The 13,575-nt window shown below is 63.6% G+C and carries 13 protein-coding genes and 1 tRNA gene; 4 read left to right on the forward strand and 10 right to left on the reverse strand.

Annotated features, from left to right (window positions below):
• Nucleotides 1-20 precede the first annotated feature (20 nt).
• The 3 genes from JF616_09970 to JF616_09980 form a co-directional block, all read right to left on the reverse strand.
• Nucleotides 21-563: a hypothetical protein gene (locus JF616_09970; GenBank protein ID MBW8888069.1), complete on the reverse strand. Its 543-nt coding sequence runs from the start codon at nucleotides 561-563 to the stop codon at nucleotides 21-23.
• On the reverse strand, nucleotides 564-1,220 hold the full coding sequence (locus JF616_09975) for a hypothetical protein (protein ID MBW8888070.1): 657 nt from the start codon (nucleotides 1,218-1,220) through the stop codon (nucleotides 564-566). It abuts the gene before it with no gap.
• Between the two features lie 152 nt (nucleotides 1,221-1,372).
• Nucleotides 1,373-1,837, reverse strand: coding sequence for a GNAT family N-acetyltransferase (locus JF616_09980; GenBank protein ID MBW8888071.1), 465 nt, complete (start codon nucleotides 1,835-1,837; stop codon nucleotides 1,373-1,375).
• Between the two features lie 137 nt (nucleotides 1,838-1,974).
• On the opposite strand from JF616_09980, the gene JF616_09985 reads away from it, so the two are divergent.
• Together JF616_09985 and JF616_09990 are read left to right on the forward strand one after the other, a co-directional pair.
• Entirely contained in the window at nucleotides 1,975-4,254 is a 2,280-nt protein-coding gene (locus tag JF616_09985; GenBank protein MBW8888072.1) for an esterase-like activity of phytase family protein, read from the forward strand.
• Between the two features lie 141 nt (nucleotides 4,255-4,395).
• On the forward strand, nucleotides 4,396-5,361 hold the full coding sequence (locus JF616_09990; protein ID MBW8888073.1) for a catalase: 966 nt from the start codon (nucleotides 4,396-4,398) through the stop codon (nucleotides 5,359-5,361).
• Nucleotides 5,362-5,375: 14 nt separating this feature from the next.
• On the opposite strand, the gene JF616_09995 is transcribed toward JF616_09990, so the two are convergent.
• The 4 genes from JF616_09995 to JF616_10010 form a co-directional block, all read right to left on the reverse strand.
• Complete coding sequence (locus tag JF616_09995; protein ID MBW8888074.1) at nucleotides 5,376-5,828, reverse strand: RDD family protein; 453 nt, start codon at nucleotides 5,826-5,828, stop codon at nucleotides 5,376-5,378.
• A 105-nt stretch (nucleotides 5,829-5,933) separates the two neighbouring features.
• Nucleotides 5,934-8,363 carry a TonB-dependent receptor plug domain-containing protein gene (locus JF616_10000; GenBank protein ID MBW8888075.1) on the reverse strand — a complete coding sequence of 810 codons (2,430 nt, stop codon included), beginning with the start codon at nucleotides 8,361-8,363 and terminating at the stop codon, nucleotides 5,934-5,936.
• A complete protein-coding gene (locus JF616_10005; GenBank protein ID MBW8888076.1) occupies nucleotides 8,363-9,118 on the reverse strand; it encodes a hypothetical protein in 756 nt (251 codons plus the stop codon). Before JF616_10005 ends, JF616_10000 begins: the two co-directional genes overlap by 1 nt.
• Nucleotides 9,119-9,271: 153 nt before the next feature.
• The gene (locus JF616_10010) at nucleotides 9,272-9,793 is read right to left on the reverse strand and encodes a DUF4112 domain-containing protein (GenBank protein MBW8888077.1); all 522 of its coding nucleotides are present in this window, start codon (nucleotides 9,791-9,793) and stop codon (nucleotides 9,272-9,274) included.
• Nucleotides 9,794-9,944: 151 nt separating this feature from the next.
• Between JF616_10010 and JF616_10015 the strand changes: the two genes are divergently transcribed.
• Nucleotides 9,945-11,390, forward strand: coding sequence for an MFS transporter (locus JF616_10015; GenBank protein MBW8888078.1), 1,446 nt, complete (start codon nucleotides 9,945-9,947; stop codon nucleotides 11,388-11,390).
• 23 nt (nucleotides 11,391-11,413) lie between these two features.
• Here JF616_10015 and JF616_10020 read toward each other — a convergent pair whose 3' ends face one another.
• Together JF616_10020 and JF616_10025 are read right to left on the reverse strand one after the other, a co-directional pair.
• Nucleotides 11,414-12,019 carry a hypothetical protein gene (locus JF616_10020; GenBank protein ID MBW8888079.1) on the reverse strand — a complete coding sequence of 202 codons (606 nt, stop codon included), beginning with the start codon at nucleotides 12,017-12,019 and terminating at the stop codon, nucleotides 11,414-11,416.
• A 21-nt stretch (nucleotides 12,020-12,040) separates the two neighbouring features.
• Complete coding sequence (locus tag JF616_10025; GenBank protein MBW8888080.1) at nucleotides 12,041-12,436, reverse strand: putative addiction module antidote protein; 396 nt, start codon at nucleotides 12,434-12,436, stop codon at nucleotides 12,041-12,043.
• Nucleotides 12,437-12,968: 532 nt separating this feature from the next.
• On the opposite strand from JF616_10025, the gene JF616_10030 reads away from it, so the two are divergent.
• Nucleotides 12,969-13,385 carry an EamA family transporter gene (locus tag JF616_10030; protein MBW8888081.1) on the forward strand — a complete coding sequence of 139 codons (417 nt, stop codon included), beginning with the start codon at nucleotides 12,969-12,971 and terminating at the stop codon, nucleotides 13,383-13,385.
• A gap of 74 nt (nucleotides 13,386-13,459) precedes the next feature.
• On the opposite strand, the gene JF616_10035 is transcribed toward JF616_10030, so the two are convergent.
• Nucleotides 13,460-13,535, reverse strand: a tRNA-His gene (locus tag JF616_10035).
• Between the last annotated feature and the right edge of the window lie 40 nt (nucleotides 13,536-13,575).

Here is a 13,575-nt window from a genome sequence, read left to right on the forward strand (position 1 = left end):
GGTCTACCTCGCCGCGGGGGCTACCAGACCACGGCCACGGTAGCGCCGAAGGAGACGCCGGAATTGAAGTAATAGGTTAGCGGGATGTCCAACTTGACGGGGCCGAATCCCAGGCCGACTCCGGTCATGGCGCGCAAGCGCATGAGGGAAGGGCCGTTGCTGCTGCTGCCTTCGACGTTTACCTTGGCCGCGTCGAAAGTCACCTTATCGGAATTGCCCGTGATGTTGGCGTCGGACTGGCCTTCCAACTTTATTTTCGCGTTGCCGAAGTCCAGGTCCGCGCCCACGCCCGCGCTCAGGTTGATCACGCCGAACAACAAGGCGACCGCGGTATTGGCTTCGAGGGGGATGGTGTAGGTGGAGACATCGACGGCCATCTTGAACAAGGGATGGATGGCGACCTGGGCGTCCGGCGTTCCCTGCCCGTAACCCATCTGGGCCAAGAGGGCCTCCTTGTCCGTGCTGTCTTGGCCCGTGGCCCCGGACATCACGGCCTGGCGGAGATGGGCATCGTTCTCGAAGGTGCCGACGGGAACCTGCATGTCCACCTTGTCCATCTGCATCTAGAAGCCGGATCCCAGCGAGATGCCCCGCCACTTCACCAGTCCCGCGAAACTCCTCTTATCCAGCAACCGGTAATTGGCGCCGATCCCCATGACCTGGTTGTCGATGGAGAAATCAGAGACCTTCATCTTGAAGGTGCCGAACTTGGCGTTCAGGTATAGGCCCGGGACCAGGAATTTGCAGTTCAGGCCCACGTTCACTTCAGTAAGGCCGGCGCCGAAACCCGCGTAAAGATCCCCTTCCTTCGCGATCTTATCCTGGAGATGTTCATAGACGGTCGGATCCAGGCTGGGCCCTTGCACGCCCATCATGAACCCCGTGGAGACGGCGAATAGATCGTAGTTCTGGAAACCCTGGAGGGTCGCGGAATTGGTCGCATAGGCGTTGGCGTTGGCCATGCCTTGCGCCAATTGTTTCTGGCTTTGGAATTGGCTCAGCTTCGCGTTGGCCGTATCGATGGTCTTGTCGAAGGCATCCTTCACTTCCGCGTTCATCTTGTCTTCGAAGTAGGCCTGCATGGCGGGGGTGAACCTGGGATCGGAGATCCCCTTGAAGTGGACATTGGGCGCCGAACCCGAAACGCGGAAGGCATGGGCGGTGTTCAGGGCCATGGCCGCGGCGGCCAGAACGAGCGCGGCGGTTCGGGAAACTTGCATGTTACTCCTGTCGCGGTTGGGTATCGGGGTCCTAGCCGGAATCATATCAATCCCGGCATCCGGGGTTCAAGGGAACATCGAGGAGTAATGAAGGGAAGAGGTTACCGCGATCCGGATCATATGCCTTAGGGCCTCCGCCCGGGTAAATCGCCTTAGGCGCCGTCCGCGACCGGCGGACGGATCTTCTCCTTGCGGAGATTCATCCAATTACCGGGAACGGGCAGGGGCCCGAAACCGACCTGGGCGTAAACGGGCTGGGCGTCGCGGGTGGCCAGGGCCCAATGGTAGACATCGGCGAGATCGGGATGGGACAGGGCCGCCGCGACGAGCGTGCGGGCCAAGCCCCGGCGGCGATGCGCGTCATCCACGTACACGTCCATGATAAAAGCGAAGCGGGTCCTGTCGCTGGCGACGCGCAGGTAACCTACCTGTTCCCCTCCCCGATAGCATCCCAGATTGAGGGCCGAGTTGCGGGCGCCTTGCAGGATTTCCGGCATGCGGATGCCGGGGGACCAATAGGCCGCCGTCAACCAGCCTTCCAAGACCCGGAAATCCAGGCGCCCGAAGTCATCGTCGATCTCGTATTCCCCTGCCGCCCCTTCCAATCGCGTTCGCATCGCCCATTCCTCCGCGTTGAAAGATAAATGAAACCGGATCTTCACGGAACCGGCACTCCCGCCGCTTAACTTCCCGCGTCGCAATGGCGGCGTTGCCGCAGCGTGGACCACTACCGCACACATAAGGAGACTTTTTCATGCCCAAATCCAACTTGCCGCGCGTCCTGGCGGGCCTATTGCTCGCCGCGGCCGCCGCGAAGGCGGCTTCGCCCGTGCTGATCGCCTTGGACTCCCTCAACCTGCCCAACGGCGATCTTTCCGGGCTGACCGGGACCTTGGAGAACGGCGTCCCCGCGACAAGCTTCGGCGGCATCGGATCGGGCCTGGCCTATGCGGGCGGCAATACCTTCCTCGCGGTCCCCGATCGCGGACCCAACGCCACCCCTTTCGCGGGCGGAGACACCATCGATAATACGGCCAGCTTCATCGGGCGTTGGCACGACTTGGAAGTCAATTTGAACCCGGGTTCGGGCGTTCTCCCCTACTCGCTTTCCATTACCCTCAAGAAGTCGACCCTCATGGCCAGCGCGACGCCCCTGATTTACGGGAACGTCCTGCCCAACCCGGCTCCGGCCCTCAATCCTCCGGGCCTTTATTACTTCAACGGCCGCTCGGACAACTTCGGATCCGGCCTCTCCACCAATTCCGACTTCGCCCGGCTCGATCCCGAGGGCGTACGTCTCTCGCGCGATCGCAAAAGCGTTTTCGTAACGGATGAATACGGTCCCTACGTGTACCAATTCGATCGCGCCACCGGCAAGCGCACCCATTCCTTCGCGCTACCCGATCATTTCGCCATCACCCACCTTAATTCCAAGGGCTCACTGGAAATCAGCGGCAACACCTCGGGCCGCGTAACCAATAAGGGGATGGAAGGCCTGGCCATTTCCCCGGACGGAAAGACCCTGGTCGGCTTCGTCCAGAGCCCGCTCCTGCAGGACGGCGGAGACGGCGGACGCTTCTGCCGCATCATCACCATCGACATCGCCTCCGGCGCGACCCATGAATACGCCTACGACGACACCATCCCGGCCCAGAAGAAGAACTTCAACAGCAGCGAGATCTTGGCCCTCAACGATCACCAGTTCCTGGTACTCGAACGCGACGGCAAGGGCCTGGGCGACGGCAGCAGCGCCGTGGTCAAGACCCTGTACGCGGTGGACATCAAGGGCGCGACCGACGTATCCAACATCTCCGGAGCCGCCAACCTCAAGCCCGTGGCCCTTTCCAAGACCTTGTTCCTCGACATCGTGGGCGCCTTGACGGCCAAAGGCATCAGCGTCAAGAGCATCCCGTCCAAGCTGGAAGGCATCGCCTTCGGCGCCGATATCGTCCGCAACGGCGTTGTCAACCATACCTTGTACATGGGCAACGACAACGACTTCGTCCCCGACGTATCGGGCCAGAACAAGATCTTCGTCTTCGCCTTCGCCGACGCCGATCTTCCCGCGGGCTTCAGCTATCAGCCCCAGGTCTTCAACGTGGCCCCCGTCGCCGACGCCGGTTCCAACCTCCAGATCACCACGTCGCAGGTCTCGGCAACCACCGTGAACGGAACCGTATCCGACGAGGATGGCGACGCCCTCTCCTGCCGTTGGAGCGAAGGCGGGACCGTGCTGCGCGACTGGTTCCCCGCCAATGCCGGCTCCTGTCCGCTGCCCTTGGCCGGTCTCGGGTTGTCGATCGAAACCCATGACCTGACCCTGAAGGTGACCGACCAGAAGGACGCCAGCGCCAACGACGTGTTGCTGACCATCGGGAACTCGGCGCCCACCGTGGACGCCGCAGGCGTGGGCACCTACGAGATCAACGTCTCCATATCCGTTTCCGGGACGGCCGCCGACTTCGACGGCGATCATCTGCACTTCGAATGGACCGTGGACGGGCAAGCGCTCTGCTCCGGCGATATCGTCGCGCCTGCGGGCGGAACGCCCATCGCTTTGGGCAGCTGCCCCGCTAACGGCTTGTCCCTGGGTTCGCATACGGCCCTCCTCTCGGTGACCGACGGCGTCAACGCCCCGGCCTCCGCGTCGGTGGTTCTCGAAATCGTGGATACCTCGGTTCCGACCTTGGCTCCCGTGGTGACGCCCGCCATCTTGTGGCCCCCGAACCATAACATGGTGGACGTGGCCATCGATTCGCATGCGGCGGATAACAGCGGCATCGTGACCGTTTCGGCTTCCGTCTCCAGCAACGAACCCCAGAACGGCTTAGGCGACGGAGATACCGATGTCGATTGGACCACCCCCGTCGTCGACCCTGCCACGGGACGCGTCAGCCTGCAACTGCGGGCCGAGCGGTCGGGCAAGGGGAATGGCCGCATCTACACCGTCACCGTGAAAGCGGTGGACGACGTGGGCAATACCTCCCAGGCCAACGTCACCGTGAAAGTGCCTTTCAACGCTTCCAAGAAATAGCCGCATAAGCGCGGGCGCGAGCCTCCACCGGCCGCGCCCCATGGGGCCGAAACGACCATTGACCCCCGCCGGGGAATTGCTACTTCACGGTTCTTGATCGGCCCGGGTCTTCATCCGGGCCGCGCCTTTTCCGGAGGAACCATGGCCGATCCCGCGCCCGCCGACTTCATCTCCGTCATCGAACGCGTTTCCTCATCCCAGCCCGGCTATCGGCGGGCCCATGCCCGCGGTCTCGGCCTGCGGGGCGTCTTCCGCGCTTCCGAAGCCGCCCGCGCCCTTTCCGTAGCCGAGCATTTCCAAGGCGCAGACATCCCTTGCATCGTCCGTTTTTCCAACGCCTCCGCCAACCCTTGCACCTCCGACCGCATCTCCCCCAAGGAAGGCCGGGTGCTCGGGATGGCCATCCGCTTCGTCCTGCCTTCGGGAGCGGCCGCCAGCTGGGCCGCCATCAATATCCCGGCCTTTCCCGCGCGCACGCCGGAGGAATTCCTGGCCTTGACCGAGGCGCAAGCGCCCAAGCGCGATGGCAAGCCTTCCGCCCTGCGGCTGTTGGGCCACCTCATCCGGCATCTGCATATCCTGACCAGCGTGAAAGCCATCAAGGGCCTGAAGCCCGCGCGCAGCTTCGCGGGCGAAACCTTCCACGGGATCCATACCTATTACTTCCGGGACGCCCAGGGCGGACGAAGGCCCTTCCGCTACCGCTGGGCCCCCGCGCTGAAAGCCGATCCCCTGTCCCCCGCCGAAGCCGCGCCCCTGCCCGCGCAGTATCTGCTGGACGAAGTGCGGTCCCGCGTGGGCCAAGGCCCGCTGGCCTGGGATCTGATCGCCGTTTTCCCGAAGGACGGGGATGCGCTGGAAGATCCTTCCCGGGCCTGGGCTCCGGGCCGCGAGGAAATCAAGGTGGGTCGGATGCATCTGGAACGGGTGCATGAGGATCAGAAGGAGGTGGAAGGCCTGGTTTTCGATCCGACGGCCGTGGTGGCCGGCCTGGAACTCTCGGAGGACCCCATCCTCCGCTATCGCGCCCTCGTCTATTCCGAATCCTACGCGCGGCGCTCGCAAGAACGGCGCGTCGGACCCGCTCCCGCCGATTTGGGCCAGTAGCACGGCCGTAGCCGTTAATCCCGTTTCGGGATTTCCACGACCAGGGTACGGGACCAGCGATCATGCAGCGGCAGCCCCGGGGCTCCCTCCGCGTCCCGCATCAAGAGGGGAAACCATTCCAAGGGCCATTGGCGCAGGATGGTACGGAAGGCGATCTGGCCGAAGCTGGGCACCCCGCCCCCGAAGTCCACCACCCGCGTACGGGTCACCATCTTTCCTGGCGATCGCAGGGTGAGCGCTTCGCTGCCCACGTAATAGAAGAAGAAGATGACCAGGTTGGTGGCGATGGCCAAGCCGCGTTCGGTCTTCCATCGCTCCATGAAATTGGGCGCGGCTACCTCGATGGCCATCAGGATGCCGGTGAGGAAGAGGTAGAAGCCCAGCAGATCCAGCACCAGGTTCAGGATGCGCTTCCCCCGGGGCGCGGGGATGGGCATCTCTATTGCGGCTTCCGCGGAATCGTCCATAGCCATGAACCTAATTAATTCGCCGCCCCGCGTACGAAGGAGATGGGGGCCGCCGCCGAGGCTCAAGGAGTCCCCGGGACCGGCCCCGGGGAGGCTAGCCGAAGATCAAATGGAACCCGACGCCCCCAAGAACAGGAACGGGAAGGGCCAGTTCAACTGCGCGGCCCGCAAACGGCCGGTATCCGCGTCGCGGGCGAAATAGTTGGGGCTGTTGGTGGCGTTCCACACCTCCAGATAGGTCGTCAACTCGCGCCCCCAGATCCGGTGCGCGCGCGACAGCCTCAGATCCAGCCGGCTGTAGGGCGCCAGACGGCCTTCATCCCGGGCCCCCACCACGATGGGATCGAAAGAGCCGCGTCCATCCCCTTCTCCGGAAAAGGTCGTATAGGGTTGGCCCATGGCCCAGCGGTAAGCCAAGGCGAGTTCGTATCCTCCCGCGAAGGCGAAGCGATTGGCCCAGTTGAAAATCACCGGGCGATGGTAACGATAAGCGTAGGAAGGTTGGCCGGCCGCATCCTGCCGGTTCGAAAGACCTGCCTCCACGGAAGCCCAACCGCGCCAAGAGGGAATGGGCTGGTAATCCAAGGACAGTTCGGCGCCCAGGCTGTTGCCGCTGCCGGTATTGGAGTAGGCGTAGCGCAAGCCCCCGAAGTCGGCATAGGCTTCCTCCTGCACCTCGGGCGGCAGCGTCGAGAAATCCGAAACCGTATCCAGTATTGCCTTGAGCTCGGCGGCCCGCTCCGCGGAAAGGCCCGACTCGGGCACCGGCAGCAGGAACCCGTCCAGTTGGATGGTATGATCGGGCACCAGCCGGGGGACCACGAGATCCTCGTAACGCTTGTAATACCCATCCAGGGATAGCTTCCAGCCTGGCGCCAGGCTTCTGGTGGCCCCCAGGCCGATCTGGGCGCATTTCTCGGACTTGAGGCCGGGATTATCATCGCGTTCGTAGAACGGAAGATTGTCCTGGGCGTAAAGCCCGGCGTTGACGCGCACATCGGTGCGGGCATCGGCATGGTACAGGTAGTCGGCGCGCGGGGCGGGGAAAAGCTCTTGGGAAAGCGTGTTGTACTGGGCCCGCAGGCCGTAGGTAAGCGTCCCGCGCCCGCGCGTCCATACGTCGGAAGCGAATACGGCGCCGGAGTGCTGTTCCAGGTAACCCTCATGGACGAAATGGATGCGCGAGGGGAACTCCCCCAGGTAGTCGAGGTTGGTGCGCGAGCTGTCTTCCTTCGTCAGGGTGAATCCCGATTGGGAGAAATACCCCAGCGGCTCCAGCATGTCCACGTTGCCGTCCACCATCACCTGGTACAGCACCCAGGGAAGATTCATGCGATAGCGATGCCATTGGTACTCGTAAGCGGCGCCGTAGGTCGCGCGATGCTCCTCGCCCGAGAGGGTGCCGAATCCGCGCCAGTCGAATTGCCGGATCGATTGCGACAAGGCCCAAGGCGGCGTCGGTGAGCCGGGGCCCTTGCGGAAGCCCACGCCCCAGTCCTGCATCTGCCAGCCGAAATCGCTTTCGTAGCGGGAGGCGGGCCTCGCGTCCCAGTTCAGCGCCAGGAAATGCGATTGATGGCGGATGGCCACCGAAGAGATGCTGTCGACGGAAAGCTTGTTGGCATGGCGGGCCTGCGGGATATACGGGCTGGAGCCGTTGGGCGCGACCGGGGCGCTGGGATCCCCGAAATTGGGGTTGAGACCGGACAGGATGTTGGACTCGTGCGGCACCACCACCGCGTAACCGTCCCCCGCCGTCAACCCCAGGTAATCGGCGCGGAAGCCCGGCGTAGGCGCGAAGGCGGCACCCCAATGCCAGTCCGTAAGCGAGGGCATATTCACGTGATCGCGGTAACCGCGCATTTCGCCGCGGAAGGCGCTGTCCCCGGATGCCGCCCCGGCCAGATCGAGGATTCCATGTACGGCGTCGGCGAAGAGCAGGGTTTGCGCCGCCCCGAAGACGGACAAGGTCCCGGGGATGACCGGGGTTTCGGCATAGGCATCGCCGCGCACCAGGGAAAGGTCGCCGCGGGCGGAGGGACGTTCCGGCAGGCGCGGTTCGCTCCGTAATCGCAATAGGCCCGACAGGGCGCCGGGGTCCTCGGCCGGGAAGGCTTCCCGGTAGAGGCCCGCCGAACGCAGGGTGTTGGGATTGAAGATGGAAAAGGATCCGCCCGTATGATAGGGCTGCAAAAGGGGTATGCCGTTCAGGATCACCCGGGTCATGTCGGCATCGCCGCCGCGCACGTAGGGACGGGCGTTCACGTCGCTCTGGGTCTGCACGCCGGGAGTGGTCGCCAGCGCCCGTATCGGATCATTCATGGCCCCCGGCAGCGCGCGCACGTCCCGCATGGGCAGATCGGATGCTGGGCCCGGCTCCCGGGTAGCTTGCACGTTACGGGTGGGAAGGTCCATGGCGGCCGTATCCCGGCGGGCCCCGGTCGTGTCCCGCGCGGCCGCGGCCGTATCCGCCCAAACGCCCGCGGACAGCATGGCCAGAACGCCCCCGGTCAGGGCCGCAAGCATGGGGCGCATCACCAATCCCATCCCAGGCCCAGGTTCATGTCCCATTGCAGGGGCGGGATGTCGGCGCGGCGGAAATCCCGGTCGCCGGCGGGAATCTGCGGGTAGCTCACGTTGAATTGCGGGACCAGGAAGTCCGGGGCCAAGGGGGCATGGGGAAGCGGAAAGCGCGCGCCGAAGCCGGTCTGCAGCACCAGTACGCGATCGCTGGGCAAGGCGCGGGCGAAATCGTCCTTGAGCACGCGCGGCATCTGGGTCGCCAGCAAGGTCAGGCGCGTGTTGGCGAAGAAAAGCGGAAGGCCCACCCGGCGCGAGGCGGCGTATTGCAGGAAAAGCGAATTGTCCGCCCAGGCCCCGATTCCCCAGCCGGCTCCCAGCATATGACGCATGCCGCCCCAAGCAGGCATGGCCACGTTCAGCGCGAACTCCAGGCTGGCGGGGTTGGTGGGGGCTTCCAAATGCCATTGCAGCTCGGCGCCGGGGAAAGGTCCCACGTGGTCGGCGATGCCGAGGCGATAGTCGAGACTGACTTGGGGGACGTCGCTTTGGCTCACCTTTTCGGAACCGCTGCCGTCTTGGTTGCAGGCCTGCGGGTGCAGGGAATCGGCGGAAGCGGAGCAGTCCCAACGCGGCTGCCGGCCAATCCCGAAGGTCGCTTCGCCATGGCCTTCCGGCATCAGCACGCCGGTATGGAAATGCTGGGTGGAATACAGGCATCCGCTCAAGGCCCAAGCCAGGCAAGATAAGATGAGGATGCGCTGGTTCACGATTGACCGTTCGGGTTGGCGGGAAGATACGAAGATCCGCGGATCCGCCGCCTCCCTGAAGACGAAAGGAAACGGAAGCAACTAGTATGCCGCCTCAAAATGCCAAAGGAGGATGGAAGAATGGAACGGGAAACCGGCCACCCGTTTCCCTGGTTAACCGGCTATCAAACCCGCCAGCGCGCGACCCAATGCCATGCCGCCCCAGCCGAGCAGAAATAGCAGGGCCGCCGCTCCGAGCAGGAAAAGCGTCGCGAACAGCCAGTCCCCGCGCCGGGCGCGGCCGGGATCGCGCACGTGCGCCTTCAGCAGATCCACGTTTTTGCGGTTCGCCTGCCACCAGAAATCGAAGGCGTCCCCGACCAGAGGAACGATTCCCACCACGGTCTCGAGGGTGACGTTGAATCCCATCCGCAGGAGGGTAACACGCGGGATACCCAGGCGCGCCGCCCGGACCAGGATGTAGGCGGAGAAAAGCATGCCGACCAAATCCCCGACCACGGGGATGAGGCCGATGAGGGGATCCAGGCCGATGCGCAGGTTCGTTCCGGGAACGGGAATGCTGCTGTCCAGCAGCCAGGCCAAGGCTTCCAGCCGGCGCACCTCTTCGGCAAGGGCAGGGGCGGAGCGGGAGTCCGCTTCATCCCAACGGCCGATTTCCACGCGGGCGGTTCCCATATCCTCAAGTTACATCGCTCTGCGTCATGCGCCAGTAAAAACGCAACGCCCCTGTAACGCGCCCAGGCCCTGGAAAGGGCCCGGGCCGCGTGTCTGTCCACCGGTAGGGGGAATGAATTAGTTTTCCCTGCCACTCAAAGCCGGAAAAATCATGGAAACCGTAATCGCTCCCGCCCCGGGCCGGAAAACCGAAGTCCCGTTCACCCCTCCGCAACGGCTGATGCTGACGCTTTTGTGCAGCTCCATCTGCATGGTGGTCCTCGACTTCTCCATCGTGAACGTCGCCCTCCCCTCCATCCAGACGGCCTTGGGATTCAGCCAAGCGGGCGTGCAATGGCTGTTCACCGGCTACGGACTCGTGTTCGGCGGATTCCAATTGCTAGGCGGGCGTTTATCCGATCTCTATGGGCGCAAACTCATGTTCCTATCCGGCATCGCCCTTTTCGTACTGGCGTCCTTCTTGGGCGGTTTGGCCGGCAGCCCGGCCATGCTGGTGGCCATGCGCTGCCTACAAGGCTTGGGCGCGGCCCTACTGGCCCCTTCGGCCCTGGCCTTGCTGATGGGCGTGTTCCCGGAGGGCCCCGCCCGCAATCGAGCCTTCGGCATCTGGGGCACGGTCGCCGCCGCCGGCTATTCCATCGGCGTGGTGCTGGGCGGTATCCTGGTGGCTTGGCTCGGTTGGCGATGGATCTTGTTCGTCAACGTGCCCTTGGGCGCGGTGATCCTTGGCGCGGCCTGGCGCTTGCTTCCCGATCCCCGCGCCGAAGGCCCACGGCCCCGCCTCGACGTGCTAGGTAGCGTGCTGGTTACGGCGGGTCTGATGGCGCTGGTGTACGCCTTGGCCCGGGCCCCCGAGGTCGGTTGGCGTAATAACGCCACCTGGCGCACCGGCCTGGCCGCCCTGATCCTTCTCGGCGCCTTCCTGATCGTCGAGATGCGCACCGCCGAACCCCTGATGCCTTTGCGCATCTTCCGTTTGCCGGGCATCGCCGCCGCCAATCTGGTCTGCACCTTCCTGAGCGCCGCCATGGTGGCCATGAACCTGGTCCTGACCCTGCATCTGCAACGCGTGCTCGGCCTAACGCCCATCCTCACCGGACTGGCCCTGCTCCCGCACGGATTGGCCGCGACCTATGCGGGCCCCTGGGGAGGCCGTCTGGCGGGGCGCTTGGGCCCCAAACGGGTCTTGGTGGGCGGCATCGCGCTCGGGTTGTGCGGGCTGCTCATATTGGCCGCGTTCCTGTCCACGCGCAACACCTATTGGTACCAAATCTTTCCGGCCACCGTGCTTCTCTCTTTCGGGATCATGCCCGCCTTCGTATGCCTGACCCTTTTGGCGACTGCGGGCGCGCAGCCCCAGGACCACGGGCTCGTTTCCGGCATCGTGAATACCACCGGCCAATTGGGAGGGGCGCTGGGCCTGGCCGTGCTGGTGGCCGTCGCCGCGGGCCGCACCGCCGCCGCGCACGTCGCCGGCCTGCCCGAAACCGAAACGCTCATCGCCGGCTACCGCGCGGCGCTCGCGACCGGGGCCGGCTTCATCGCGGTCTCGTTGCTGATCGGGATGATCGGGCTAAAGGGCAGGTCGGAGGATTAGAAAACGATGACGTGGAACGGGATTCAATCGGCCGATGCGGTGCGGTCCGTCGCGCCGGAACCGGAATCCCGCCGGCACATGCATCTGCGGTATTCGACAAATTCGGCCTGCACTCCATTCAAGAGCGGCGACGCATTCACGATCTCCAGGCTATCAGCCCGGATGTCCCAACCCGTGTTACCAATCTCGGTAGAATACGGCGAAGAAGAACCGCGAGGGAAGAGAACCGTCTCGCGAACCAGCTTCCTTTTCAAGTACATCTTAAGCGTACCCAGGTCGGTCCCTTTGGAGGTATCCTCGTCCACGTCCTGCCGCTTGGACCGATAGATGTCCGGATTGACGGCTTTGGAGGTATCGTAGTGGAGGGAGTGGATGCGGCGGTAGGTAGCGCTATCGCACCGGATGTTCATCTGGGACAAGGTGCCAAAACCGCGGGTCCACATGTGCATTCCAAAATGCCCGTCCTGAACCCGAATCATCGTGCGGAAATGGACCGTGGATTCGCTGCATAAAAGGAGGGCGTAAACCCCGTACAGAGTGGTGCAACCCGAGAGAAGAATGAGCGCCGCCAGCGAACACGCCATCGACAGGGCCAAAAATCCATGGCACCTCCGAATCGTCGCGTTCATCTTCACCTCCGGATTCGCTTTCTAGGCTTTGACGAAGGCGATCTTTACCTTCAACGCCGCCAGGATCTTCCGCAAGGTATCCACCCCCGGGTTGCCTCCGCGGGAGAGCGCCTTGTATAGGCTCTCGCGGTTGAGGCCGGAAGCCATGGAAATCTTCGCCATCCCTCCATGGGCGAGGACAACGTCCTTTAGCGCCACGAGAAAGGTTTCCTCGTACTCGTCGTTGAAGCATTCGGTAAGATATCCTAAAGCGCGATCCGGATCATCCCGGAGCGCGGGGTGGAGATAGGTTTCGTAAGCCGCGCGGGCGGGCCGTTCTTTTTTGGTAATCCGCCCAATATCCTTTTTCCCTTTCGATATCTTGGGCTTGTCCCCGCTTCGCCCCCCCAGTGATGAGGGGGATGAGCGCCCTCCCATCCTTTCCGCAGTAGATCCGATAGCCCGGGCCATAGTCAATCCTCAGCTTGATAAGGGTATGGAAATAATTGCATCCCCGAAGTTACCCGATTTCAACCTAGCGCGATACGCTTCAAAATGTAGCCTACAGGCTACAATGAGTCAAGATGAATCGGCCCATCCCCCAAATCAAATCAATCGCACCCATCCCGTTCTTCTCCGCCGCGCGCGAGGCGTCGATCCCCCAAGCATGACATCCCCGCTTTCCGCCGGTCCGGCGAAAAGCGATCGCTGCCGGGTCGATCCGGCGGGCCCGGCCTGCGGAGCCGGTGAGTTCGCGAGCGTACGTGCTTCGGGGTAGGGAACGGATCAAACCCAGCGAAAGCCCGCGCGCGCGATACAAGGGACCTCGAAGAAGAATGCGCGGGCGTCGTCTCCCCGAAACACGGAAGACCCGGATCCACGACCAGCGAGCATCCGAACCGGATCCGCAGTCCGGGACCGCCAGACCCACCCCAGCGAACTACTTTTTGCACAAAACGAAAGGAAAAAAATGTCCTGGTGGATCTACGCCCTCCTTTCCGCGTTCTTCGCCGCCCTCACCACCCTCTTCGCCAAAGGCGGCCTCAAGGGGATCGACTCCGATCTCGCCACCGCCCTGCGCACCGGCTTCGTCCTGGTTATCGCATGGGGCATCGTCTTCGCACGAGGCCAGGCGGCCGGGGTAACCTCCCTGTCACGGAGAACCCTGCTCTTCCTCGCGGCGTCGGCGCTCGGGACGGGGTTGTCATGGTTGTGCTATTTCCGGGCCCTGCAAGCGGGCAAAGCCGGTCCGGTGTCCGCCCTGGACAAGTCCAGCCTGGCGATGACGATAATCCTGGCGGCGGTTTTCCTGGGGGAGCGCCTTACCTTCAAAACGGGAATGGGGACGGGCCTCATCCTGGCGGGAATTCTCGTATTGGCGCTATGAGCCCCGGGCGGGGGGCGGTGTTCCCGGTGCAATCTTAAGCCCTTAGGCTTAAAGCATCGTTCAAGGGGAAAAGTTGGGGTGATCGATGGGATTTGAACCCACGACCAGTGGAACCACAATCCACTGCTCTACCAACTGAGCTACGACCACCACGGAACGGGGCTAATTTAGAAACGGCAGCGGGTTATGC

Source organism: Fibrobacterota bacterium (genome assembly GCA_019509785.1).
In the GTDB taxonomy this organism is placed as follows: Bacteria; Fibrobacterota; Fibrobacteria; order UBA11236; family UBA11236; genus Chersky-265.

What these genes read in the sequence shown, in the direction of transcription:
- JF616_10030 (MBW8888081.1), top strand. Translation starts at nt 12,969, where the DNA reads ATGTCCTGGTGGATCTACGCCCTCCTTTCCGCGTTCTTCGCCGCCCTC.
- JF616_09975 (MBW8888070.1), bottom strand. Translation starts at nt 1,220, where the DNA reads ATGCAAGTTTCCCGAACCGCCGCGCTCGTTCTGGCCGCCGCGGCCATG.
- JF616_09985 (MBW8888072.1), top strand. Translation starts at nt 1,975, where the DNA reads ATGCCCAAATCCAACTTGCCGCGCGTCCTGGCGGGCCTATTGCTCGCC.
- JF616_09995 (MBW8888074.1), bottom strand. Translation starts at nt 5,828, where the DNA reads ATGGACGATTCCGCGGAAGCCGCAATAGAGATGCCCATCCCCGCGCCC.
- JF616_09970 (MBW8888069.1), bottom strand. Translation starts at nt 563, where the DNA reads ATGCAGATGGACAAGGTGGACATGCAGGTTCCCGTCGGCACCTTCGAG.
- JF616_09990 (MBW8888073.1), top strand. Translation starts at nt 4,396, where the DNA reads ATGGCCGATCCCGCGCCCGCCGACTTCATCTCCGTCATCGAACGCGTT.
- JF616_10015 (MBW8888078.1), top strand. Translation starts at nt 9,945, where the DNA reads ATGGAAACCGTAATCGCTCCCGCCCCGGGCCGGAAAACCGAAGTCCCG.
- JF616_10025 (MBW8888080.1), bottom strand. Translation starts at nt 12,436, where the DNA reads ATGGGAGGGCGCTCATCCCCCTCATCACTGGGGGGGCGAAGCGGGGAC.
- JF616_09980 (MBW8888071.1), bottom strand. Translation starts at nt 1,837, where the DNA reads ATGCGAACGCGATTGGAAGGGGCGGCAGGGGAATACGAGATCGACGAT.
- JF616_10020 (MBW8888079.1), bottom strand. Translation starts at nt 12,019, where the DNA reads ATGAACGCGACGATTCGGAGGTGCCATGGATTTTTGGCCCTGTCGATG.
- JF616_10010 (MBW8888077.1), bottom strand. Translation starts at nt 9,793, where the DNA reads ATGGGAACCGCCCGCGTGGAAATCGGCCGTTGGGATGAAGCGGACTCC.
- JF616_10000 (MBW8888075.1), bottom strand. Translation starts at nt 8,363, where the DNA reads ATGCGCCCCATGCTTGCGGCCCTGACCGGGGGCGTTCTGGCCATGCTG.